This window comes from Marivivens marinus, from assembly GCF_035969385.1.
Classification (GTDB): domain Bacteria; phylum Pseudomonadota; class Alphaproteobacteria; order Rhodobacterales; family Rhodobacteraceae; genus SELP01.
Genome location: NZ_JAYKKJ010000008.1, coordinates 1 through 22,031, shown reverse-complemented (window position 1 = coordinate 22,031; position 22,031 = coordinate 1). Strand labels below are relative to the sequence as shown.

Here is a 22,031-nt window from a genome sequence, read left to right as displayed (position 1 = left end):
CCTACCTCGTTTTCAGGGCGTTGGCGGGCGTTGCCTGCCGTCCCTGTCATTGCAGCGCGAACCAGGTCGCGGGATCAACCGGACCTTGCCCCTCTCTGACCTCAAGATAAAGGGTTTCGGTGGCACGTATGCCCCCGCCAGAGGCTGTTTCAGTCAAAATCTCGTCAATCGGCGGGCTCTCGCCGCCCATCAGCCCGATCGGCGCCCCTTCGGGAAGGATCTGGCCCGGTTCGCCGTAGACCTCGGCCAGACCGGCGATGACGAAAAGGACATCGGCGGCGGGTTCAAGGATCAACACGTTGCCGTAGTCCAAGAGCGGCCCGCGAAACCGCAGCGTCGCGGCGACGGGTGTGGTCACAAGAGCACGGGGACGGGCGGCGATAATGATGCCGGGCCGGGCGATCCCGGCGGCGTCCGCCTCTCCGGCGCGGCGGATCACCTGCCCCTGAACCGGAAGCGCGATCTGCCCGCGCAGATCGGTGGCATCGGGCGCCTCGCCGGTAACATCGCCACCGATGGTCATCGACAACCCGCTTGCAAAGGCATCCAGCGTCTCGGTCGATGCGATCAACAGCGCGGTTTGAACCGGGTCTTCGGCGTAGCGCCGGGGCAAGTCAGTCCGGTCTTGGATCGCGACGGCCAGGGCGGCCCGGGCCTCTTGCGCGCCTGCAAGCCCATCGCGCAGGGTGTCGGCCGCGCCGTCCTGCAATTGCCGCAGCACCGCGACCTCTTCCAATTGCGCGCGCAGGTTTTCCACCTCGGACTGAAGCGCCGGGGTCACCTCGGCCACCATCATGCCGGACCGGGCGGTTCCGGTCGGGCCGGAGGGGTGCAGCAGCAAGAGCGGCGCAGGCGCGCGACCCATGGTTTCCAGCACGCCCAGAAGACGGGCGACCTCGCCCGACCGGGCGTTCAGGTCCGCCTCGATGGCGCGCTGGCGGATGGCGGCGCGGCGCAGCCCGTCGCGCAGCGCGACAAGCCCGTCTTCATAAGCCTGAACCGTGGCTGTCAAGGCGGCGACCCTGTCGGATGCGGTCTCGGCCTGCCCCAGCATGACGCTGGCCTGTTCCAACCGGTCCGACGCGGCAAGCGCTGCTGTCGCCGGATCCGACTGCGCCTGCGCAAGACCGGCGCAGAACGACAGGCAAAGGGCAAGCCGCCGGATCATCTGTCGATCAGGCTCTTGCCGGTCATTTCCGGAGGCAGGTCAAGGCCCATCAGGTCCAGCACCGTCGGCGCGAGATCGGCGAGCCGCCCGTTGTGCAATTGCGCCCCGTCCGGCCCGCCAACCACGATGACATGCACGGGGTTGAGCGTATGCGCCGTGTGCGGGCCGCCTGTCTCGGGATCGACCATGGTTTCGCAATTGCCGTGATCGGCGGTGACGACCATCGCGCCGCCGGCCTTTTCCAGCGCGGCAAGCGCCCGGCCAAGGCCGGCATCCACCGCCTCGCAGGCTTTCACCGCGGCCCCCAGGTCACCGGTGTGGCCGACCATATCGGGGTTGGCGAAGTTCACCACGATCAGATCGTAGCCCTTCTCGATCGCTTCAACGAATTTGTCAGACACTTCGGGCGCGGACATTTCGGGTTGCAGGTCATAGGTCGCGACCTTGGGCGACTGCGGCATGAACCGATCTTCGCCCGTTTCGGGTGTTTCCTTGCCGCCGTTCAGGAAGAAGGTGACATGCGGGTATTTTTCGGTCTCGGCCAGTCTGAACTGGGTCAGCCCATGTTGCGCCACCCAGGCACCCAGCGTATTTTCGATTCTGCGTTTGGGAAATGCCGAGGTCATGAAAGAGTTGTGCTGTTCGGAATAATCGACCATGCCTAGCACCGCGCTCCACAACGGTACGCACCTGCGATCAAATGCATCAAAATCGGGGTCGGCCAGGGCCGAAAGGATTTCGCGCGCGCGGTCGGCGCGAAAGTTCAGGCACCACAGCCCGTCGCCGTCACAAATGCCCTCGTAACCACCAATTGCGGCGGGGAGCGTGAATTCATCGGTAATACCAGCTTCATAATCCAGCGCCCCAAGCGGCGCAGCGGGCGTGATACCTTCACCCCAGCGCATGGCATCATAGGCCGCATGCACCCTGTCCCAGCGGTTGTCGCGGTCCATCGCGTAATAGCGCCCGATCACGGTGACGATGCGCGCGCCCTCGGGCAGGCGCTCTTGCAAATCCGAAAGATAGGGCGCGGCAGAGGAGGGCGGCACATCACGCCCGTCCGTGATGGCATGCACGGCAACCGGCACGTTTCGGGCGCATAAGAGCCGCGCGGCGGCGACGATATGGTCGATATGCCCATGGACCCCGCCGTCTGACGCCACCCCCATAAGATGCGCAGTGCCACCGGCAGTTTTCACCTTGTCGGCAAAGTCGATGATGGCGGCATTCTGAAAGAACGATCCGTCCTCGATCGCCAGGTCGATCTGGCCAAGGTCCATCGCCACGACCCGGCCCGCGCCGATGTTGGTATGCCCGACCTCGGAATTGCCCATCTGCCCGCTGGGCAGGCCCACATCGGGCCCGTGGGTGATCAGCTCGGCACTCGGGTTGGTGGCAAGGATACGGTCGAAATTCGGGGTGTTGGCCAGTGCCGGGGCGTTCGCCGTGGTCTCGGCTCGCTTGCCCCAACCGTCAAGAATGCAAAGGACAACGGGTTTGGGACGGCTCATGGCTGGCTCCTTTTGGGTGTTCTATGCCTTTTACCCAAGGACCGGGTCGGGGGAAACCACCGATCGGCGCTAGCCAGACCCGATCAATGCCCCGGCGGCAAAGACCAGCGCACCACCCAGCACGACCTGAAAGGTGGCCCGCATGAAGGGCGTGTCCATGAACCGGTTCTGAATCCAGACGATGGCCCAGAGTTCGACAAAGACGACGATCATCGCGATGGTCGTCGCAGTCCAGAAATGCGGGATCAGGTAGGGCAGGGCGTGGCCCAGCCCGCCGACGGTTGTCATGATCCCAGAGGCAAACCCGCGTTTCACCGGCGAACCCCGACCGGAAATCTGGCCATCATCACTGGCCGCTTCGGTGAAGCCCATGGAAATCCCCGCCCCGATCGAGGCGGCGAGGCCCACAAGAAACGTGGTCCACGGGTCTTGGGTCGCGAAGGCGGTGGCGAAAATCGGGGCAAGCGTCGAAACCGAGCCGTCCATCAACCCGGCCAGACCCGGCTGCACCCATGTCAGGATGAACTGGCGATGGGCTTCGTCATCTTCATCGGCACGGGCCTCTTGCCCCAGATGCTGGTCGGCAAGGTCGTGGGCCGATTGTTCATGTCCTGCCTCGGCGGCGGCCAGATCCCCCAACAGCTTGCGCGTCGATGCATCGCTGGTCCGCGCCGCGGCGGCCTCGTAGAACCGTTGGGCATCCCGTTCCATCGCGGCGGCCTCTTGCCGGATCCGGTCAAGCCCGAGGTTTTCCACCAGCCAGACCGGGCGGCGGGCATAGAACCCGGCGACATGTTCGCGCCGGATCAACGGGATCGTGGGGCCGAACCGCGTCTCGTGCAGGTCGATCAGGCGGCGGCGGTGCTCGTCCTCTTCCTCGGCCATGCCGTCAAAAATGGCGGCAGAAGCGGGGAATTCGGCCCGCAGCCGTTCGGCGTAGGTTCGGTAGATCCTTGCATCATCCTCTTCCGAGGAAATCGCCAGCGCGATGATTTCCTGTTCGGACAATTCCTTGAAGTTGCGGCGGGACGAAACACCGGGGATCATGCTACACTCCAATTTAGAACGGTTCTAATCTAACAATTGCCTATTGGATTGCAAGAGACGGACCCAAGGATGCCTTGCCGGTTCTGAACCGCCCGGTTTATATTCCAACAATGAGAGGTGACATGGCAGACGGCAATCCGGAAATCAAACGCGGACGCAAGTTCGATCAGGTGCTTGAGGGCGCCCGCGAGGTATTTCTTTCCTCGGGTTTCGAAGGGGCCTCGGTGGACGAGATTGCGCGGGCTGCCGGGGTGTCGAAGGCAACCCTCTATAGTTATTTTCCGGACAAGCGTCAGTTGTTCATTGAGGTGACCCGCGCCGAATGCAAGCGGCAGGCGGATCTGGCCATGGGACAGATCGACCTGAACCAGCCAATGGCGGACCTGTTGGCCATCGGCGCGCGGCTGATGATCGACCAGTATCTGTCGGACTTCGGGCAGAACATCTATCGCATCTGCGTGGCCGAGAGCGACCGTTTCCCCGAGATTGGACGGGCCTTCTGGGAAACCGGGCCGGGGCTGGTGCGCCGGACGCTGGTGCCGGTGCTGCAAATGGGCGTGGCGCGGGGCGAATTGCGGATCGAGGATTTCGACCTTGCTGCCGACCAGATGAACGAGTTGTGCAAGGCCGACCTTGTCCATCGGGTACTGTTCAAGGTGACCGATAGCGTGACCGAGGCCGAAAAGGCGCGGGTGGCGGACGGGGCGGTGGCGACATTTCTGGCGCGGTATGGGGCTGGCTAGGCCGTGGTCAGGCACCATTTGTCAGGGAAAGAAGCCCGGCGTTCCGTCCGGGCTTCCTTGTTTCATACACTTGAAAGGATCAGTAGATCACGACCGACCGGATCGATTCCCCTGAATGCATCAGGTCGAAAGCGGTGTTGATGTCATCCAGCGGCATGGTGTGGGTGATCATCGGGTCGATCTCGATCTTTCCGTCCATATACCAGTCGACGATCTTCGGCACGTCGGTCCGGCCCTTGGCGCCGCCGAAGGCGGTGCCTTTCCAGACCCGGCCGGTGACCAGCTGGAACGGACGGGTCGAGATTTCGGCTCCAGCGGGGGCAACCCCGATGATGACCGAAACGCCCCAGCCCCGGTGCGAGCATTCCAGCGCGTCGCGCATCACCTGCACGTTGCCGGTCGCGTCGAACGAATAATCCACGCCGCCGAACTGGTCCTTCTCGGTCTTGGTCAGTTCGATGATGGCCTGGGTGACCGACTGGCCCTCGGGCAAATCTTTCGGGTTCACGAAGTGGGTCATCCCGAACTTCTTGGCCATCTCGGCCTTGTCGTTGTTCAGGTCGACCCCGATAATCATGTCGGCCCCGGCCATGCGCAGGCCCTGGATCACGTTCAACCCGATCCCGCCCAGACCGAAGACGGCGGCGGTGGAGCCGATCTCGACCCCGGCGGTGTTGATCACCGCGCCGATCCCGGTGGTGACGCCACAGCCGATGTAGCAGATCTTCTCAAACGGGGCGTCGTCGCGCACCTTGGCCAGCGCAATCTCGGGCATCACTGTGTGATTGGCGAAGGTCGAACAGCCCATGTAGTGATAGATCGGCGTCCCATCCAGCATCGAAAACCGGGTGGTTCCATCAGGCATCAGGCCCTGACCCTGCGTGCCCCGGATTGCCGTGCACAGGTTGGTCTTGCCCGACAGGCAGGCATGGCATTCCCGGCATTCCGGGGTGTAGAGCGGGATCACGTGATCGCCCGGCTTCAGGGTGGTGACACCCTCGCCGACCTCGATCACCACGCCCGCGCCTTCATGCCCAAGGATTGCGGGGAACAGGCCTTCGGGGTCGGCCCCCGACAGGGTGAATTCGTCGGTGTGGCAAATGCCGGTTGCCTTGATCTCGATCAGAACCTCGCCCTTTTTCGGGCCGTCCAGGTTCACTTCCATGATTTGAAGCGGTTTTCCGGCCTCAAGGGCCACGGCGGCACGGGTGCGCATGATTATCTCCCATTTGTCATTTGGGGGCAGGTTACGGGAAATGGCCGCACAGACAACCCGCAGAAGGCGGCAGGACTTGTCCAATTGGCGGCATTGGGGGATGATTCAAAGATGAAACTTCATCGCGTCCCATTCGCAATCGGAATCTGCGCTCTGGCCGCCTGCACGCAGGGCCCTGCCCCCGTGCCTCCCCCGGCCGAAGACACCTGCGGCGCGGCAGAGTTTTCCCCGCTTGTCGGGCAACAATCGAACGCGCTGGAGCGGCAACTGATCATGCGTCAGGTTCGGGTCATCCGGCCCGGTGATGCGGTCACGATGGACTATCGTCCGGACCGGCTGAATTTTGAAATCGACTCGGCGGGACAGATCGCCCGGATCTTCTGCGGCTGATCGGGCAAAAGAAACGCCCCCTGTGTTAGGGCACAGGGGGCGTTGAAACTTCACCAAGAGAGACCCGACGTCGCGAACTGGGTGGGGGCTGTACTGCCGCGCCGCCGGGCCATCTCTTGTATGACTTCTTTATTGTTTCCGAATCCGGCGGGGTCGTGGAATCAAGTGGACAGGTTCGGGGTCATTTCATGGCAGACTCAAGGCAGGCTTGATCTGGCGGAAAAATGGCGCAACTCTGTTCCCATGACGTTCCAGTCCCCATTCCCGGGCGTTCAGCCGGAACAGGTGGCGTTCCACCGGACCGAGCTTGCCGTTGTCCTTGGGCTATACGGGCGGATGGTTGCCGCGGGCGAATGGCGGGACTACGGGATATCCTGCCTGCGGGACGTGGCGGTGTTTTCAGTGTTTCGGCGGACGGCAGAAAACCCGATGTACCGGATCGAAAAACGCCCACGTCTGCGAATGCGGCAGGGGCAATACGCGGTGATCGGGGCCGAGGGGCAGGTTCTGAAACGTGGCGATGATTTGAAAACCGTGTTGCGGGTGCTGGAACGGAAACTGATCCGGGCGGTGACCTGAGGATCGGCTTGCCCGAAACTTGGTGCAATGTGGGGGCGCTGCGGGACGCGGAGCGGCCCCTGACTCGTCCGCGACTGATTGGCGGCGAGGAGCGCAGGTTGGCGGATACTTCCAGACGCTTTGCTTGGTCGTCGGCATTGTGAGAGCTACAAGATGACTTGTGCCATGGTCGAATAGTGCTCCGTTCCTTCGATCAATCTTAGTTTCGCTTTCTCGCCAAATGTATTGCAAAGCGCGAATGACATTTGGGGCGGCGACCATGTGTCTTTGCTTCCATGCCATAGTTCGACAGGGCAAGTCAGCAAGTCGAGCGAATCTTTCCAATCAGAGACGTAGGCATTGATGTAGGCGAGGTAGGCGTCTGGGCACCGAACGAAACTCTCCATAAGGGCTTGGGTCAGGGAGGTTTTGAAGTCAGGGTCTTCCAAGAGGGCTTTCTCTGCCTCACCACAATTTCGGAAAAGGAGGCCTACGACCCGGTCAGGCGACCAGCGCGCTATCAAACCTTGGAAGGCTGTCAACGCACGCAGCAACATCGGACGCGCCAAAGCTAACTCAAACACAGTTCTACCAGCCATTTGAGGAAGAAAGTCCCCCAACGACAAGGGAGCCGCAGGTGAAATGAGTATCAACCGTGACACGATATTCGGATGTGCTGCTGCGATCTTGATGGCTGCCATTGCCCCAATGGAAAACCCGGTCAGAACGATCTTGTCTTTTTCGGCGACAACCTCTTCAGCGTTCAGAGCCTTTGAGAATGCCAAATCGGCGTCTCTTGGTGCAAAGCCCAAGAGGTCAATCGCAACGATATTCAGTTTTGGATTGGCCTTTCGAAGCAGCGTGGCATCTGCTTTGCTTCCCGGCATTCCATGGCAAAAAAACACTGTCTCCATCAGCCAGGTGCAATCCCTTATTCAATAGAATTCTTAGTGCTACTACATCTTTGGGACCATGCGATAAATCGCAAACAGACATTCATTCAAATCAAAGGAGTTCCGCAAATTCACGCAAGGACCCCAGCGACAAGATCGAATCGTTGGGGCCGTTGAGTAGACAAGTAACTATTGTTCAACCGATACGAATGATGAGTTGAAACCCAACTTACGGTCCGGCGCGGTACAGTAGGTGGGTCTTGACCCACCTTCCCCTATGGTCTCCGGTGGTGCGTGACTGGGCCGTCACCCTGGGCCTTGATCCGCAGGATCGCCGCCTCGGCCGGTTCATAGGCCACTGCCATGTGGTGCGCGTTGGCGTGGATTAGGGTCTGGTCGTCGACCGCCAATGCCACATGCCCCTTCCAGAACAGCAGATCGCCGCGCCGAAGCGGGCTGCCGATAGCGACCGGGGTGCCGACGCTATTCTCTTGCAGGTCGCTGTCGCCGGGGCAGGGGATGCCGCAGGCCAGCAGCGCCGCCTGCACCAACCCGGAACAGTCGATCCCATCGCTGGAATTGCCCCCCCACAGATAGGGCACCCCATAGAACATCTGCGCTACGGTCGCCGGATCAGTGAAGGGCCGGTCCAGCGGGCGCAGGTGTTTTTTGGGGATGAAGCCGACATTGGTTTCAAAGAACCTCTGGCGCTCGTCGAGGACCGCGACCGCCGCCCCGAAGGACAGGCGCAGCAGGTCGGGGGATTTCATATCCTCGTCGCGATAGGCATGGGTTGCGGGCGTGCCGATACTGTGGGTGGGGGTCGTCGGGTCGCCCAGGGCCTCGGCCCGCAGATAGCCAACATAGCCGTCCCGGTCGGACCGGACATAGGCCCAGCCGTCCCGAGTTTCGAACACATGGACCTGCCATCCCAGAAGAAGTTGCCGTTCCCGCCGCCCGTCGGGCGCGTCAAGCAGGTTGACGACCGGGCGGGTGACCGACGCAGGCGTTCCGGGAACGAACCGCTCCGCCGCGACCTGCCCAGTCAGCGCAATGTCCGCGACCCGCCCGTTGGCGACTGTCAGGCGCCGGTCCATCACAGGTCCAGCAGATCGGGCAGCGCGGCCAGAAGCGCGCGCGCCCCTTGCCCGACCCCGCCTTTTGGGCGACCGGGCTTGGCAGCGGGGCACCATCCGTAGATGTCGTAGTGCACATAGGGGTTCGCGGCGAAGCGTTTGAGGAACAGCGCCGCCGTGATCGACCCGGCAAACCCGCCCGAGGGCGCGTTGTCCAGATCGGCAATGCCGGGTTCGATCATCGCCTCGTAGGGGGCGTGGAACGGCATCCGCCAGACGGGGTCGGCCACCTGTGCTGCGCCTGCCGCAATCGCTGCGGCGTGGTTGTCATCCGTCGCATAGAACGGCGCAAGGTCTGGCCCAACAGCGACCCGGGCCGCGCCGGTCAGCGTGGCGAAGGATACCATCAGATCGGGGTCTTCCTCGGCCCCATAGGCCAGCGCATCGGCCAGCACCAACCGGCCTTCGGCGTCGGTATTGTTGACCTCAACCGTCAGCCCCTTGCGGCTGGTCAGGATGTCGCCGGGCCGGAATGCATTGCCCGCGATGTTGTTCTCGGCCGATGGGATCAGCACCCGAAGGCGCAGTTTCAGCCCAAGCGCCATGATCATATGGGCAAGGCCCAGAACGGTTGCCGCCCCGCCCATATCCTTTTTCATCAGGCCCATGGACGATCCGGGTTTGATGTTCAGCCCGCCAGTGTCAAAGCAGATCCCCTTGCCGACCAGAGTCAGCGCCGGGCCCTCGTTGCCCCAGCGGATGTCGATCAGGCGAGGCGCTTTCTCGGCGGCTCGTCCGACGGCGTGGATCAGGGGGAAGTTTTGTTCGACCAATGCCTCGCCAACGATCGAAGAGACCTTTGCCCCGAAGGTCTGGGCTAGGCTGCGGGCCGCGGCCTCCAGTTCGGGCGGGCCCATGTCGGCGGCGGGCGTGTTGATCAGGTCGCGGGTCAGGCATTCCCCGGCGGCGATGGTTTCAATCCGGCCCGCGTCGATCCCGTCAGGCGCAACCAACGCGGCCTTGGCCGGGGACTGATCCTTGTAGCGGTCGAACCTGTAGCTTTCGAGAAGCCAGCCAAGCGCCGCTTCCTCTTGTTCCGCGAGGGTCAGTTCGCCGGTCAAAGCATAGGTGCCCTCGGGCAGGGTCGAAGCCGCCTTGCCGATCTGGAACCGGTCTCGCGCCCGAGACTCTGGCGCGCCGATCCCGACGAGGGCTGCGATGATTGCCCCGTCCGGGCCGGGCAGGGCGATGGCCGCCCCGGCCCCGGCCTTGAACCCCTGCGCCCGCGCCCAGGACGCGGCGCTGTCGGGCAGGCGGCCAAGAAGGTCGTCCAACCCTTCGGGTGCCACGGCATGCAGCGGGATGGCGGTTTCGGTGTCTGTGGCGAAGGTCGGGGTCATGGTCTGTCCTGCGGCTGGCCGGTCTGGCATTTTGCCAGAAGACTACTGCCCGGACAGTTGCCCGCAAGAGGGCTATTGGCCGGGCGTGTCCCCGATCAATGAGCCAATCACCGCCCGGGCACTGTCGCTCGACCAATCGGCGTCGCCCTGAAGCCGGGCAATCTCCATCCCGTCGCGGTCAAGGATGACCGTCACGGGCAGGCCCATCACCCCCATCGACCGGGCAAAGCCCTGCCGGGGGTCGGTGTGCAGGGGCAGGTTGTCTACGCCGATTTCATCGAAGAACCGGGTCATGGCGGGGGCGGGGTTCGGGCCGGTGGCGATGGTCACCACCTCGAAATCCTCGCCGCCAAGCTCGGTTTGCAGGGTGGACAGCGACGGCATCTCCTCGCGGCAGGGGGCGCACCATGTGGCCCAGAAGTTCACGAGGACGATCTTGCCCTGATAGTCGGCAAGGCTGCCATCGGTCCCATCCTCGCGGGTAAAGCCGGTGTCGGACGCCTCCATCGGCGAAGAATGGAACATCAGCTTCATCATGTCGCCTTCGCGCAGGGCCGCCGGATCGGCAATCGCGCCGTTTGCAACAAGGGCAAGCGCCGTATAAAGAACCGCTGACTTTACTATCCGCATGGGACCTCCTGACATGACCAAGACCTCGAACCAGATGTGGGGCGGGCGTTTCGCCGCCGGGCCGGACGCGATCATGGAGGCGATCAACGCCTCGATTGGTTACGACCAGCGACTTGCCCGACAGGACATCGAAGGGTCAAGGGCCCATGCCGCGATGTTGGCGGCGCAGGGCATCATTACGGATAAGGATGCAGACGCGATCCGGGAAGGGCTGCTCACGGTTTTGTCAGAAATCGAGGGTGGAACGTTCCAGTTTTCGACCGCGCTGGAAGACATCCACATGAATGTCGAGGCCCGGCTGAAAGAGTTGATCGGGGAACCCGCCGGGCGGTTGCACACCGCGCGCAGCCGGAACGATCAGGTCGCCGTGGATTTCCGCCTCTGGGTGCGGGACCAGTGCGATGCCGCAGATGGGGCCATCGCGGCATTGATGCAGGCGCTGGTGGGTCAGGCCGAGGCCGGCGCCGATTGGGTCATGCCCGGGTTTACGCACCTTCAGACCGCGCAGCCGGTGACATGGGGCCATCATATGCTGGCCTATGTGGAAATGCTGTCGCGGGACCGGTCGCGCTTTGCCGATGCCCGCGCCCGGATGAACCTGTCGCCCCTCGGGGCGGCCGCGCTGGCGGGGACCTCTTTCCCGATCGACCGGCATGCGACTGCCGCCGCGCTGGGCTTTGACGGGCCGACGAACAACAGCCTGGACAGCGTTGCGGATCGCGATTTCGCGCTGGAATTCCTGTCTGCCGCGTCGATCTGTGCGATGCACCTGTCCCGCTTCGCCGAAGAGCTGGTGATCTGGTCCTCGGCCCAGTTCCGCTTTGTCGCGATGTCGGACCAATGGTCGACCGGATCGTCGATCATGCCGCAGAAGAAAAACCCCGATGCCGCCGAACTCATCCGTGCCAAGGTTGCCCGGATCATGGGCGCCAACGTCGCGCTGATGACGGTGATGAAGGGGCTGCCGCTGACCTATTCGAAGGATATGCAGGAAGACAAGGAACAGGTCTTTGACGCCGCCGACAACCTGATGCTGGCGCTGGCGGCGATGACCGGCATGGTCGAAACCATGATGCCGCAGAAGGACAATCTGCGTGCTTCGGCCGCCAGCGGGTTTTCCACGGCGACCGACCTTGCCGACTGGCTGGTGCGCGAGCTGAACCTGCCGTTCCGCGAGGCGCACCATGTGACTGGGGCGCTGGTCGCGATGGCCGAACAGAAGGGCTGTGACCTGCCCGACCTGTCCCTGGCCGACATGCAAACGGTTCACAATGAGATCCGGCAGGACGTGTTCGACGTATTGACGGTAGAGAACTCTGTCGCGAGCCGGATGAGCCACGGCGGCACCGCCCCGGCCAAGGTGCGTGAACAGATTGCCCGCTGGAAGGAGATCCTTGGATGAAACTGCGCCTGATCGCGGCCCTGATGATCGGTCTCGGCCTGACCGCCTGCGGGGCCGATGGGCCGCCGATCCCGCCGGTCGCGGAGTCGGCGCGGTGAGGTGGCTGTGGCTGGCGCTGGCCGTCTGGGGAACGATCCACCCAATGAGCTGGTTCGTCGCGTGGTTCCGCGCAAACGGCGTGGACCTGATGGGGATGGTGGATGCATGGCATGCGAACGCGGCGTCCTCTGGCCTTGTCTGGGACCTGACCATCGCGGCAGTGACCCTGACGATCTGGGTGCTGGTCGAGGCGATCCGCGCCCGCCGCTGGGTCGAACTTCTGGCAATTCCGGCGACCTTCGGCATCGGGGTCAGTTGCGGACTGCCGCTGTTCCTATTCCTGCGCACCTTCCGCAATTAAGCGGCGCGGCTGCCGCCGCACTCCCATTCTGAAATCGGCCCGTTGTCGCCCGGCGATCGACTGGCAGTGGGGGATGAGGGCTCCGGAAGCCTCCGGCGGGAGTATTTGGGGCAAAATGAGGGGTTGGGCTTTGGTCCTGACCTGCTATGACGCGCGAAACAGCGTTTCGGAGTTGGCGATGGATCATTTCCTGTATCGTGACGGGCAGTTGCATGCCGAAGATGTGCCGGTGGCGGAGATCGCCGCCGCCGTTGGCACCCCGTTCTATGTCTATTCCTCGGCCACGCTGTTGCGCCACTTCCGCCTGTTCGATGAAGCGCTGCACGGCATGCCGCATATGGTTTGCTACGCGATGAAGGCCTTGTCGAATCAAGCGGTTCTGACCCTTCTCGCCAAGGCTGGGGCCGGAATGGACGTGGTGTCCGTCGGTGAATACCTGCGCGCGAAGGCGGCGGGCGTACCGGGTGACCGGATCGTGTTTTCCGGCGTCGGCAAGACCCGCGAAGAGATGCGCGTGGCGTTGGAAGGTGGCATTCGCCAGTTCAACGTCGAATCGGAACCCGAGATGGAGGCGCTGAACGAGGTCGCCCTGTCGCTGGGCACCGTGGCCCCGATCACCGTTCGGGTGAATCCGGATGTGGACGCCAAGACCCACGCCAAGATCGCCACGGGCAAATCCGAGAACAAGTTCGGCATTCCGATTTCCCGCGCTCGCGAGGTCTATGCTCATGCGGCATCCCTGCCGGGGCTGAAGGTGATCGGGATCGACGTGCATATCGGCAGTCAGCTGACCCAGCTGGAGCCCTACCGCCTTGCCTATCAGAAGGTGGCGGAACTGACCGAGGCGTTGCGGGCCGATGGCCACCAGATTGACCGGCTTGATCTGGGCGGCGGTCTTGGCATTCCCTATGAGCGGTCGAACACCGCACCGCCCTTGCCGGTGGAATACGGTGCGCTGATCAAGGAAACCGTGGGCCATCTGGGCTGCGAGATCGAGATCGAGCCGGGCCGGTTGATCGCGGGGAACGCGGGCCTTCTGGTGTCCAGGGTGATCTATGTGAAGCAGGGCGAGGACCGCCAGTTCCTGATTATCGACGGGGCCATGAACGACCTGATCCGCCCGGCCATGTATGATGCCCACCACGACATTGTCCCGGTGGTTGAGGCTGCGCCGGGGGCGGAGCCTGCGACCTATGATATCGTTGGCCCGATCTGCGAAAGTGGTGACACCTTTGCCAAGGGCCGCACCCTGACCGAACTGGCCGAGGGGGATCTGATCGCCTTCCGGTCCGCCGGGGCCTATGGTGCGGTCATGTCGAGCGAATACAATTCCCGCCTTCTGGTGCCCGAGGTTTTGGTTCAGGGCGATCAATTCGCAGTTATCCGCCCACGACCCACCTTTGACGAAATGATCGGCCGCGATACCATTCCCGAATGGCTTTGACCCGGTTAGGGTCGGCCTGAACCGTAAAACGGAGAGGCCTGCTGACCGACCCGAGCCGAGACCTGCGCCACCTGCGCCTGCCTGTTGCCGCGACCCACGCCGGGTTGTTGGCCGAACAGGTGGTGCGCGCGTTCTGGCCGTTGTGGACGGTTCTTTTCGTGGCCGTCGCGCCTTTGCTTTTGGGCTGGCAGGATGCGCTGCCGGTTGAACTGGTCTGGGGCTTTGGCGTTTTGTGCCTGCTGGCGGCGGTGGTCTCACTTGTCCGTGGTGTGCGCGGTTTTCGTTGGCCCGACCGGGCCGAAGCCGTTGCGCGTGTCGACGCCGCCCTGCCGGGACGTCCGATTGCAAGCCTTACGGACAGGCAGGTGATCGGCGCGGGCGATGCCGCCTCCGAAGCCGTCTGGCGTGCCCATGTCGCCCGGATGCAGGACCGAACCCGCGCCGCCCGGATGGCGGACCCGGACCTGCGATTGTCAAAGGTCGATCCGTTTGGCCTGCGCTATGTTGCCCTTCTTTTCTTCGTCGTGGCTCTGATGTTCGGGTCGGTCTGGCGGGTGCAATCAGTGACCCAGATGGCGCCGGGGGCGGGTCAATCGCTGGTGACCGGCCCGACATGGGAAGGCTGGATCGCCCCCCCGGCCTATACCGGCAAACCGACGCTGTATCTTGCGGATATCCCGCAGGGTCCCCTGCGCGTGCCAGAGGGGAGCGAGATAACCCTGCGCTTCTATGGTGAGATCGGCGCCCTGACCCTGGCCGAGACGGTTTCGGCCCGCAGCGGCGACGACTTGCCGCCGGCAAGTGACCCGTCGCAGGTGTTTTTCGTGATGCAGGACGGCACCCTGTCGATCAATGGCGAGGGTGGGGCTGAATGGCAGGTTTCGGTTATCCCGGACACACCGCCCACCGTAGAACTGACCGGCCCGGTCGGGGCGGAGGCCGACGGTGAAATGTCCCAACCATTCTTGGCGCTGGACGACTATGGGATCCTTTCGGGCACAGCCACGATCGCGCTGGACCTTGGGCGGGTGGACCGCCGCCATGGGCTGGCAATCCCGCCCGAGGCGCGGGAGCCGCTCGTTCTTGATCTGCCGATGCCCTTTACCGGGGACCGCCGGGATTTCGAGGAGATGCTGACGGAAAACCTGTCCGAACATCCCTTTGCCAACCTTCCGGTCACGCTGACGCTTGAGGTGCAGGACGCACGGGGGCAGGTGGGCCGCAGTGATCCGGAACCGATCATCCTTCCGGGCCGCAGGTTCTTTCAGCCGGTTGCCCGCGCGGTCATTGAACAGCGGCGCGATCTGCTGTGGTCCCGGGACAATGGGCGCCGGGTCCTGCAAATCTTGCGGGCCGTGGCCTATCGCCCGGAGGAGCTGTTCGACGACGATACATCTTACCTGCGTCTGTCCTTCACCCTGCGCCGCCTTGCCCCGATGGTTGACGAGGGTCTTACGGTTGAACAGCAGGGCGAGATCGCGCAGGCGCTTTGGGATCTTGCGGTGCAACTTGAGGAGGGCACCCTTGCCGATGCCCGCGAGCGTTTGCGCCGAGCACAGGAACGCCTGGCCGAGGCGATGCGCAATGGCGCGACGCCCGAGGAAATCGAAGAGCTGATGCAGGAGCTGCGCGACGCGACCAACGACTATATGCGGATGCTGGCCGAACAGTCGCAGCCGCAGGATGGCGATGGCACGGATCAGCCTGACCGAGCGGACGGGGATACCATGGAATTTACCATGGACGAACTTCAGGCCCTGATGGATCGCATTCAGGAACTGATGGAAGAGGGCCGCATGGCCGAAGCTCAGGAACTGATGGAACAGCTTAATGAGTTGATGGAGAACCTGCAGGTCACGCAGGGCGACGGTGGCGGCGAACCGATGCCCGGCGAGCAGTCGATGCAGGACCTGTCGGATACTCTGCGCGATCAGCAGGACCTGTCCGACGATGCGTTCCGCGATCTGCAAGAAGGATTCAACCAGGGGCAGGGGCGGCAGGACCAGCCGCAGGACCCCGGCCAGGACCCCGGCCAGCAGGGCCAGCGCCCTGGTCAGCAGCCCCGCGATGGCGAAAGCGGCGAGGGCCAGGGCTTTGGTCAGGACAGCCAGCAGGGCCAACAAAACGATCAAGGGCAGGGCGGCGAGGGCGACCAGCAGTCCCTTGCAGATCGGCAAGAGGCCCTGCGCGAAGAATTGGAACGCCAGCTTGGAAACTTGCCCAGTCTGGACGGGGATTCGGCAGAGGCCGCCCGTCGTGCCCTTGAACGCGCCGAAGACGCAATGGATGGGGCAGAGGATGCCCTGCGAGAAGGCGATCTGGCCGAGGCGATTGACCGGCAGGCCGAGGCGATGGACGCCCTGCGCGACGGGCTGCGCAACCTTGGCGACGCGTTGGCCCAAAACCGTCGCGAGGAAGAACCGGGGCAGGGGCAACAGGACGGCAATGCTCAGGGTCGACTGGAACCGTCTCGCCGCGACCCGCTGGGTCGGCAGTTGGGCAACAACGGTCAGTTCGGCACCGAGGAAAACATGCTGCAGGGCCAGGAACTTCAGCGGCGGGCAGAAGAGCTTTTGCAGGAACTGCGCCGCCGGTCGTCCGAACAGGACCGGCCCCAGTTGGAGCTGGATTACCTCAAGCGCCTGCTGGAGCGGTTCTAAAGCGTCATGCGAAGAACTGAATCACCTAACGTTGCCTGAATCCTTGGATTTCAATGCGTTAGGTGATGCTTTCCGCTTCAGGTCTTTCGCCAGATGCTCTTGGCCTTAGGTCGCGTCGCCAGCGATGAAGTCTTGCATCTTCAGGTCAACCCAAAGCCGAAGGCTATCCACCCAGTTCACATAGGATGTCAGGAACGGCTCAAGCTGTGGGACAGCCGCGCCGATCCGGGGGGCATAGATGTAGATCACTGCCGCCAGCACTGCCAGAAGGATCACCGTCATGAACCCGCGCCGGAACCCGCTACGCCGGTTCTGGCTGATGGCTGCATCCTCGACCGGGTCGCTTTCGCCGCGTTCCGCCGACGACCTGAGGGTCGAGTTGATTTCCTCGATATCGGGCAGGAGGTCGGACCGGGCGCCTGCGCCGGCTACCGCCGGGGCCGGGGCGCGTTCGCCCTTGAGCCGGGCCATGCGGCGGCGCGCCTCTTCCGCGCGCTGGTCTTCCGGGGCCAGCGGTGCATCGAGTCCCAGATCGGGTTGGCTTTGCAGCCCATCGCTTGCCGATCCGTCTCGTTGCGCCCGTTCACGAGCGGCCTCTTGGCGCAGAATGTCCGCAATTGCCGGGTCCAGTTCACGGCGCTGGGGTTCCGGCTCAGGGGCCGGATCAGGCTCGGACACTTCCGGTTCCGGCTCCGGTTCTGGCGCGTCCTCCGGCTCGGGTTCCTCTTCGCCTTGTCCCATCTCCGCCGCCGGGTCGTCGTCATGATCCATTGCCGGGGGGGCGGGCTGCGGTTCGACCGGGTCTTCGCCCACAGGCGGCGGGGGCGGGGTCAATCCGTCTTCTTCCGCCTCGGACATGCCCGGGCGTTCGAACCACGTGTGGCTACAGTTCGAACATTGCACATCGCGGCCGGCAGCCGGGATGACATCATCCGGAACCTCATACTGTGCCCCGCAATTCGGGCAAATGAGACGCATCGCTCCTGTCCTTCCTGCCCCTATGGGCCCGGTTTTGGGCCACTGTTTCCGCTTTTCTAACAATGAGAAAGGCAATCGGAAAGGAAATACAATCCCAAGCGGGTAAAAGGGCCGATTGAAAACCCCGTCTGTTTTCGGCAGAACACAGGTGCGGTGAACGGGGGACTTATGGTGATCGAGCTCGACAAGGTGGCCTATTCCTATGGCGGGGGCGAGCTTTTTTCCGATCTGTCGCTGACAATGGCGCCCGGGTCCTTCCATTTCCTGACCGGCCCGTCGGGTGCCGGGAAGACGACCCTTCTGAAGCTTTGCTATGGCGAATTGACCGCGACCGCCGGTCAGGCGCGGATTTTCGGGCAGGACAGCCGGACCCTGAGCCGCGATCAGGTGGCGATGGTGCGGCGGCGGATTGGTGTGGTCCACCAGGATTGCCAGTTCCTTGATCACCTGTCGGTCGCGGAAAACGTGGCCCTTCCCTTGGCGGTTGCTGGCCGGGCGGGGGAAGCGGGGCAGAACCTGTCGGACCTTCTGGCATGGGTCGGCCTTTCGCAACAGGCGGCGCAACGGCCGCCAGAGTTATCGGGCGGGGAACGGCAGCGTGCTGCGCTGGCCCGCGCGGTCATCATGTCACCGGATGTGATTATCGCTGATGAACCGACCGGCAACATCGACTGGGAAATGTCGCAACGCCTGCTGCGCCTGCTGGTCGAACTGAACAAGATGGGCAAGTCGGTCTTTGTCGCGACCCATGATCTGAACCTGATCCGCGCGGCAAAATCGCAGGTTTCGGCCCGCATTCTACGGCTCAAGGATCGGCGGTTGCAGGCGGCGGGGGTGGACCTGTGAGCCTGCAACTTCGCCATTCTCTGTCGTTGCTCACCGGCGACAAACAGGCCGACCGCTCGGTGCCGCCCACCGGTTTTACCGCATGGCTGACGCTTTTCACCGCCGCCGCCATGGCCTTTCTGGCGGTTTTCGCGCTGGCCCTGTCCACCGCGACGGACCGGCTGGCAGACAGATGGGCGGCGGAACTGGCCCGCACCTCGACCCTGCGGATTTCCGCCCCCGAAGACCAGATGGCGGCACAGACCGCTGCGGCGATCCGGGTATTGGAAACCACGCCGGGCGTGGCCGAAGCCCGGCCCCTCACCGACGAAGAACAGCGCACCCTGCTAGAGCCGTGGTTCGGCCCCGACCTGCCTGTCGAAACCCTGCCCATCCCACGCCTAATCGAGATCATCGAAGAGGGGGATGGCTATGACCCGACCGGCCTGCGCGCCCGGCTTCAGGCCGAGGTGCCCGGCGCGGTTCTGGACGATCATACCCGCTGGCGCGAACCGCTGGTCGAAGCGGCCAACCGGCTGCGGTTTCTGGGTTGGGTGTCCATCGTGTTGATCGCGGCGTCCACGGGCGCGATGATCACCCTTGCCGCCCAAGCGGCCCTATCGGCCAATGCGCAGGTGATCCGGGTGATGCGGCTGGTGGGGGCAACCGACGAATACATCGCGTCGGCCTTCGTGCGGCGGTTTACGATCCGGGCGTTCAACGGGGCCTTTGTCGGGGTGGTTCTGGGTGGCATCGGCATCCTGTTCTTGCCCAGCACGGATGTCGCCGGCGGGTTCCTGACCGGGCTTGGATTTCAGGGCGGTGAATGGCTATGGCTTCTGATCGTCCCGCCGCTTGCGGCCATGGTGGCATTTCTTGCAACATGGGCCGCGGCCCTGCGTAACCTGAGGGAACAGTCATGAGATATGCCTTCCAGTGGCTTCGGTCCCTGTTGTTCATCGTCCTGATCTACGTGGCGATGGTCGTCTACGCGATTGCCTTTCTGCCCTGGGCACTGGTCAGCAGCCGGGGGGCGAGCGCCGCCGCCCACGCATGGTGTGCCTTTGTCAAATGGCTGGCCGCCTGGTTGATCGGGCTAAAGAACGAGGTGCGTGGCACCCCACCCACGGACGAGGTTCTGGTCGCGGCCAAGCACCAGTCGTTCTTTGATATCATCCTGATCTATTCGGCCCTGCCGAAATCCAAGTTCATCATGAAGCGTGAACTGCTCTATGCACCGATCCTCGGCCAATACGCCAAACGGATCGGATGTATTCCGGTCAACCGGGGCAAGCGGGCCGAAGCGATCAAGAAAATGCTGGCCGACGTTCAGTCCGGCAAGGCAGAGCCGGGGCAATTGGTGATCTACCCGCAGGGCACGCGGATCAATCCCGGGATCAAGGCGCCATACAAGGTCGGGTCAGGTGTTCTTTATCGTGAGTTGGGACAGGACTGCGTGCCCGTGGCCTGCAATGTGGGCGTCTTCTGGCCCAAGCGCGGCATCTACCGCAAACCGGGCAAGGCGGTGGTCGAATTCATGCCCCGGATCAAGGCGGGCAAGCCGTTGGATGAGTTCATGGCAGAACTGGAACAGGCCGTCGAAACCCGCTCGAACGAGTTGATGGCCGAAGCAGGGTTTACGGAGCTGCCGACCCCCGACAGCAAAAGCTAGGACGCGAGTATGAAGATCATCGACACTTTGGACGCGCTGGAAACCCTATACGGCGCGCCCTCGCAGCTATCCCTGACCAAGGTAGCGACCCGGCTGACGCCCCTATACCGCAAGTGGATAGACGCGTCGCGCTTTGTCGTTCTGACAACGGTCGGACCGGAGGGAACCGACGGCAGCCCGCGCGGCGACGATGGCCCCGTCGTGCGGATCGCGGATGACAGCACGATGCACCTGCCGGATTGGCAGGGAAACAACCGGCTGGATTCGCTGAAAAACATAGTGACTGACGGCCGTGTAAGCCTGATGTTCATGGTCCCCGGGTCGACGAATGTGGTCCGGGTCAACGGCACCGCCGTGATTGCCGATGATCCGGCGATCACCGGAACCTTCGAACGGAAGGGAATGCATCCGAAAACGGTCATTGTCGTGACCGTCGCGGAAACCTATTTCCAATGTGCCAAGGCGGTCATGCGGTCGGGTATTTGGACGCGGGACGATACCGACGGGCTGCCGACCGCGGGCCAGTTCCTGAAGGAAATGGAGGCGAGTTTCGACGCGGACGGCTACGACAGCGCCTATCCGGACTATGCCAAGACGAAGATGTGGTAGGGGCTAGGCGGCCAGCCCCTTGGACCCCAGCCCAAGGTATTTCTTGCGCCGGTCGTCGCGCAGTTCCTTGCCCTTCATCTTCGACAGGTCCTTGAGCAGATCGCGGATCGCGCCGCCCACGGATTTGATCGCCGCATCCTTGTCCCGATGCGCGCCCCCCAGCGGTTCGGCGATGATCTTGTCGCAGATATCCAGCTCGTTCAGATCCTGAGCGGTCAGGCGCAGCGCCTCGGCAGCCTCGCGCATCTTCTCGGCGTCTTTCCACAGGATCGAGGCGCAGCCTTCGGGCGAGATCACGGAATAGATGGAATGTTCCAGCATCGCGAGACGGTTCGCGGTGGCAAAGGCCACGGCCCCGCCCGATCCGCCTTCGCCGATCACGACACTGATCAGCGGAACCTTCACATTCAGACAGGTTTCGGTGGACCGCGCAATGGCCTCGGACTGGCCGCGCTCTTCCGCGCCCTTGCCGGGATAGGCACCGGGGGTGTCGACCAGCGTGATGATCGGCACGCCGAACCGGTCGGCCAGTTCCATCAGCCGGATCGCCTTGCGATAGCCTTCAGGCCGGGCCATGCCGAAATTCCGTTCGATCCGGCTTTTGGTGTCGTTGCCCTTTTCATGGCCGATCACCATCACCGGCTTGCCGTCGAACCGGGCGAGGCCGCCCATCACGGCATGGTCATCGGCAAAGTTCCGGTCGCCGGCCAACGGTGTGTATTCGGTGAACAGCGCCTCGATATAGTCCTTGCAATGAGGACGGTCGGGGTGCCGCGCCACCTGACATTTCCGCCAGGGCGTCAGGGTGCGATAGAGATCCTTGAGAAGATCGCTCGCCTTCTTGTCCAGCGCAGCGGCTTCTTTCTCGACATCCATCTCAGGGTTCGACCGGGCCATTGCCCGCAGTTCCTCGGCCTTGCCTTCGATCTCGGCGAGGGGTTTTTCGAACTCGAGGTAATTCATCGCAGGTCTCCGAACGGTTTCAGCCGATATAAGGGTGAGCGGGGGCGCAATGCAACTCGACAAGCGGGGGAAAGCCCGGCGGGTTTCACCCGTTGCCAGCCGCCGGACCTTGGGGCAGGGTGGTCAAGAGAGAGAAGGAGTATTTCAAATGCGTATTCACACATTGGTTTTTTGTGGGGCTCTGGCCGGGTTCGCAGCCACTGGCGCACAGGCTCAATCCATTGATTTCGGCGATGATGCCAGCCGATGGTCCAACGATGGGGAATGTGACGATCCCCGGTTTGAAGGCCCCGGTATGACCAATACGCCGCTTCTGGATTCGGACATTGGGCATGACGCCACGGATTGCCGGACAGCGTTTGAAGCCGGACTGGCGTGCCCCCATCGGGTGGTCCGGTTTGATTGTTAGTGCATCGTGGGCCTCTGGTCCATCGGAACGATGCTTT

General features: G+C 63.2%; 22 protein-coding genes. 11 read left to right on the top strand and 11 right to left on the bottom strand.

Features of this window, described 5'->3' with window-relative positions; genetic code table 11:
- Positions 1-46 precede the first annotated feature (46 nt).
- From U3648_RS12705 to mbfA, 3 genes are all read right to left on the bottom strand, one after another.
- Positions 47-1,168 carry a murein hydrolase activator EnvC family protein gene (locus U3648_RS12705; protein ID WP_420859604.1) on the bottom strand — a complete coding sequence of 374 codons (1,122 nt, stop codon included), beginning with the start codon at positions 1,166-1,168 and terminating at the stop codon, positions 47-49.
- Positions 1,165-2,679 carry a 2,3-bisphosphoglycerate-independent phosphoglycerate mutase gene (gene gpmI / locus U3648_RS12700; protein ID WP_420859603.1) on the bottom strand — a complete coding sequence of 505 codons (1,515 nt, stop codon included), beginning with the start codon at positions 2,677-2,679 and terminating at the stop codon, positions 1,165-1,167. The genes U3648_RS12705 and gpmI overlap by 4 nt, the downstream gene beginning before the upstream one ends.
- 69 nt (positions 2,680-2,748) lie before the next feature.
- A complete protein-coding gene (gene mbfA, locus U3648_RS12695) occupies positions 2,749-3,726 on the bottom strand; it encodes an iron exporter MbfA (protein WP_420859602.1) in 978 nt (325 codons plus the stop codon).
- A 122-nt stretch (positions 3,727-3,848) separates the two neighbouring features.
- Between mbfA and U3648_RS12690 the strand changes: the two genes are divergently transcribed.
- Positions 3,849-4,469 carry a TetR/AcrR family transcriptional regulator gene (locus U3648_RS12690; protein WP_420859601.1) on the top strand — a complete coding sequence of 207 codons (621 nt, stop codon included), beginning with the start codon at positions 3,849-3,851 and terminating at the stop codon, positions 4,467-4,469.
- Between the two features lie 79 nt (positions 4,470-4,548).
- Here the strand turns inward: U3648_RS12690 and U3648_RS12685 are convergent, their stop codons facing one another.
- Positions 4,549-5,685 (bottom strand): S-(hydroxymethyl)glutathione dehydrogenase/class III alcohol dehydrogenase, encoded by a 1,137-nt coding sequence (locus U3648_RS12685; RefSeq protein WP_420859600.1) that lies wholly within the window; start codon positions 5,683-5,685, stop codon positions 4,549-4,551.
- Between the two features lie 111 nt (positions 5,686-5,796).
- Here U3648_RS12685 and U3648_RS12680 point away from each other — a divergent pair, with 111 nt between their 5' ends.
- Together U3648_RS12680 and U3648_RS12675 are read left to right on the top strand one after the other, a co-directional pair.
- Complete coding sequence (locus U3648_RS12680) at positions 5,797-6,075, top strand: I78 family peptidase inhibitor (RefSeq protein ID WP_420859599.1); 279 nt, start codon at positions 5,797-5,799, stop codon at positions 6,073-6,075.
- Positions 6,076-6,318: 243 nt separating this feature from the next.
- Positions 6,319-6,654 carry a DUF2794 domain-containing protein gene (locus U3648_RS12675; RefSeq protein WP_420859598.1) on the top strand — a complete coding sequence of 112 codons (336 nt, stop codon included), beginning with the start codon at positions 6,319-6,321 and terminating at the stop codon, positions 6,652-6,654.
- A 146-nt stretch (positions 6,655-6,800) separates the two neighbouring features.
- Here the strand turns inward: U3648_RS12675 and U3648_RS12670 are convergent, their stop codons facing one another.
- The 4 genes from U3648_RS12670 to U3648_RS12655 form a co-directional block, all read right to left on the bottom strand.
- Positions 6,801-7,547, bottom strand: coding sequence for an alpha/beta fold hydrolase (locus U3648_RS12670; protein WP_420859597.1), 747 nt, complete (start codon positions 7,545-7,547; stop codon positions 6,801-6,803).
- Positions 7,548-7,801: 254 nt separating this feature from the next.
- Entirely contained in the window at positions 7,802-8,626 is an 825-nt protein-coding gene (locus U3648_RS12665; RefSeq protein WP_420859596.1) for a C40 family peptidase, read from the bottom strand.
- Positions 8,623-10,002 (bottom strand): leucyl aminopeptidase family protein, encoded by a 1,380-nt coding sequence (locus tag U3648_RS12660; protein ID WP_420859595.1) that lies wholly within the window; start codon positions 10,000-10,002, stop codon positions 8,623-8,625. Before U3648_RS12660 ends, U3648_RS12665 begins: the two co-directional genes overlap by 4 nt.
- A 72-nt stretch (positions 10,003-10,074) precedes the next feature.
- Entirely contained in the window at positions 10,075-10,632 is a 558-nt protein-coding gene (locus tag U3648_RS12655; RefSeq protein ID WP_420859594.1) for a TlpA family protein disulfide reductase, read from the bottom strand.
- 13 nt (positions 10,633-10,645) lie between these two features.
- Between U3648_RS12655 and argH the strand changes: the two genes are divergently transcribed.
- From argH to U3648_RS12635, 4 genes are all read left to right on the top strand, one after another.
- On the top strand, positions 10,646-12,034 hold the full coding sequence (argH, locus tag U3648_RS12650) for an argininosuccinate lyase (RefSeq protein WP_420859593.1): 1,389 nt from the start codon (positions 10,646-10,648) through the stop codon (positions 12,032-12,034).
- A gap of 94 nt (positions 12,035-12,128) precedes the next feature.
- The gene (locus tag U3648_RS12645; protein WP_420859592.1) at positions 12,129-12,434 is read left to right on the top strand and encodes a DUF2834 domain-containing protein; all 306 of its coding nucleotides are present in this window, start codon (positions 12,129-12,131) and stop codon (positions 12,432-12,434) included.
- A gap of 178 nt (positions 12,435-12,612) precedes the next feature.
- On the top strand, positions 12,613-13,878 hold the full coding sequence (gene lysA / locus U3648_RS12640; RefSeq protein ID WP_420859591.1) for a diaminopimelate decarboxylase: 1,266 nt from the start codon (positions 12,613-12,615) through the stop codon (positions 13,876-13,878).
- Between the two features lie 62 nt (positions 13,879-13,940).
- A complete protein-coding gene (locus U3648_RS12635) occupies positions 13,941-16,538 on the top strand; it encodes a TIGR02302 family protein (protein WP_420859769.1) in 2,598 nt (865 codons plus the stop codon).
- Positions 16,539-16,643: 105 nt separating this feature from the next.
- On the opposite strand, the gene U3648_RS12630 is transcribed toward U3648_RS12635, so the two are convergent.
- Entirely contained in the window at positions 16,644-17,516 is an 873-nt protein-coding gene (locus U3648_RS12630) for a zinc-ribbon domain-containing protein (protein WP_420859590.1), read from the bottom strand.
- 171 nt (positions 17,517-17,687) lie between these two features.
- Here U3648_RS12630 and U3648_RS12625 point away from each other — a divergent pair, with 171 nt between their 5' ends.
- Genes U3648_RS12625 through U3648_RS12610 form a run of 4 tightly spaced genes read left to right on the top strand, consistent with a single transcriptional unit; the run spans position 17,688 to position 20,622 of the window.
- A complete protein-coding gene (locus U3648_RS12625; protein ID WP_420859768.1) occupies positions 17,688-18,362 on the top strand; it encodes a cell division ATP-binding protein FtsE in 675 nt (224 codons plus the stop codon).
- Entirely contained in the window at positions 18,359-19,264 is a 906-nt protein-coding gene (locus tag U3648_RS12620) for a cell division protein FtsX (RefSeq protein ID WP_420859589.1), read from the top strand. Before U3648_RS12625 ends, U3648_RS12620 begins: the two co-directional genes overlap by 4 nt.
- Complete coding sequence (locus U3648_RS12615; RefSeq protein WP_420859588.1) at positions 19,261-20,013, top strand: lysophospholipid acyltransferase family protein; 753 nt, start codon at positions 19,261-19,263, stop codon at positions 20,011-20,013. Before U3648_RS12620 ends, U3648_RS12615 begins: the two co-directional genes overlap by 4 nt.
- Before the next feature lie 9 nt (positions 20,014-20,022).
- A complete protein-coding gene (locus U3648_RS12610) occupies positions 20,023-20,622 on the top strand; it encodes a pyridoxamine 5'-phosphate oxidase family protein (RefSeq protein WP_420859587.1) in 600 nt (199 codons plus the stop codon).
- Positions 20,623-20,625: 3 nt separating this feature from the next.
- Here the strand turns inward: U3648_RS12610 and U3648_RS12605 are convergent, their stop codons facing one another.
- Together U3648_RS12605 and U3648_RS12600 are read right to left on the bottom strand one after the other, a co-directional pair.
- Entirely contained in the window at positions 20,626-21,585 is a 960-nt protein-coding gene (locus tag U3648_RS12605) for an acetyl-CoA carboxylase carboxyltransferase subunit alpha (protein WP_420859586.1), read from the bottom strand.
- An 85-nt stretch (positions 21,586-21,670) separates the two neighbouring features.
- The coding region (locus U3648_RS12600; protein WP_420859585.1) for a hypothetical protein at positions 21,671-22,031 on the bottom strand (361 nt) is incomplete at its 5' end.

Coding starts and splice junctions, on each gene's coding strand:
- U3648_RS12705 (WP_420859604.1), bottom strand. CDS start 1,168: ATGATCCGGCGGCTTGCCCTTTGCCTGTCGTTCTGCGCCGGTCTTGCG.
- gpmI (WP_420859603.1), bottom strand. CDS start 2,679: ATGAGCCGTCCCAAACCCGTTGTCCTTTGCATTCTTGACGGTTGGGGC.
- mbfA (WP_420859602.1), bottom strand. CDS start 3,726: ATGATCCCCGGTGTTTCGTCCCGCCGCAACTTCAAGGAATTGTCCGAA.
- U3648_RS12690 (WP_420859601.1), top strand. CDS start 3,849: ATGGCAGACGGCAATCCGGAAATCAAACGCGGACGCAAGTTCGATCAG.
- U3648_RS12685 (WP_420859600.1), bottom strand. CDS start 5,685: ATGCGCACCCGTGCCGCCGTGGCCCTTGAGGCCGGAAAACCGCTTCAA.
- U3648_RS12680 (WP_420859599.1), top strand. CDS start 5,797: ATGAAACTTCATCGCGTCCCATTCGCAATCGGAATCTGCGCTCTGGCC.
- U3648_RS12675 (WP_420859598.1), top strand. CDS start 6,319: ATGACGTTCCAGTCCCCATTCCCGGGCGTTCAGCCGGAACAGGTGGCG.
- U3648_RS12670 (WP_420859597.1), bottom strand. CDS start 7,547: ATGGAGACAGTGTTTTTTTGCCATGGAATGCCGGGAAGCAAAGCAGAT.
- U3648_RS12660 (WP_420859595.1), bottom strand. CDS start 10,002: ATGACCCCGACCTTCGCCACAGACACCGAAACCGCCATCCCGCTGCAT.
- U3648_RS12655 (WP_420859594.1), bottom strand. CDS start 10,632: ATGCGGATAGTAAAGTCAGCGGTTCTTTATACGGCGCTTGCCCTTGTT.
- argH (WP_420859593.1), top strand. CDS start 10,646: ATGACCAAGACCTCGAACCAGATGTGGGGCGGGCGTTTCGCCGCCGGG.
- lysA (WP_420859591.1), top strand. CDS start 12,613: ATGGATCATTTCCTGTATCGTGACGGGCAGTTGCATGCCGAAGATGTG.
- U3648_RS12630 (WP_420859590.1), bottom strand. CDS start 17,516: ATGCGTCTCATTTGCCCGAATTGCGGGGCACAGTATGAGGTTCCGGAT.
- U3648_RS12615 (WP_420859588.1), top strand. CDS start 19,261: ATGAGATATGCCTTCCAGTGGCTTCGGTCCCTGTTGTTCATCGTCCTG.
- U3648_RS12610 (WP_420859587.1), top strand. CDS start 20,023: ATGAAGATCATCGACACTTTGGACGCGCTGGAAACCCTATACGGCGCG.
- U3648_RS12605 (WP_420859586.1), bottom strand. CDS start 21,585: ATGAATTACCTCGAGTTCGAAAAACCCCTCGCCGAGATCGAAGGCAAG.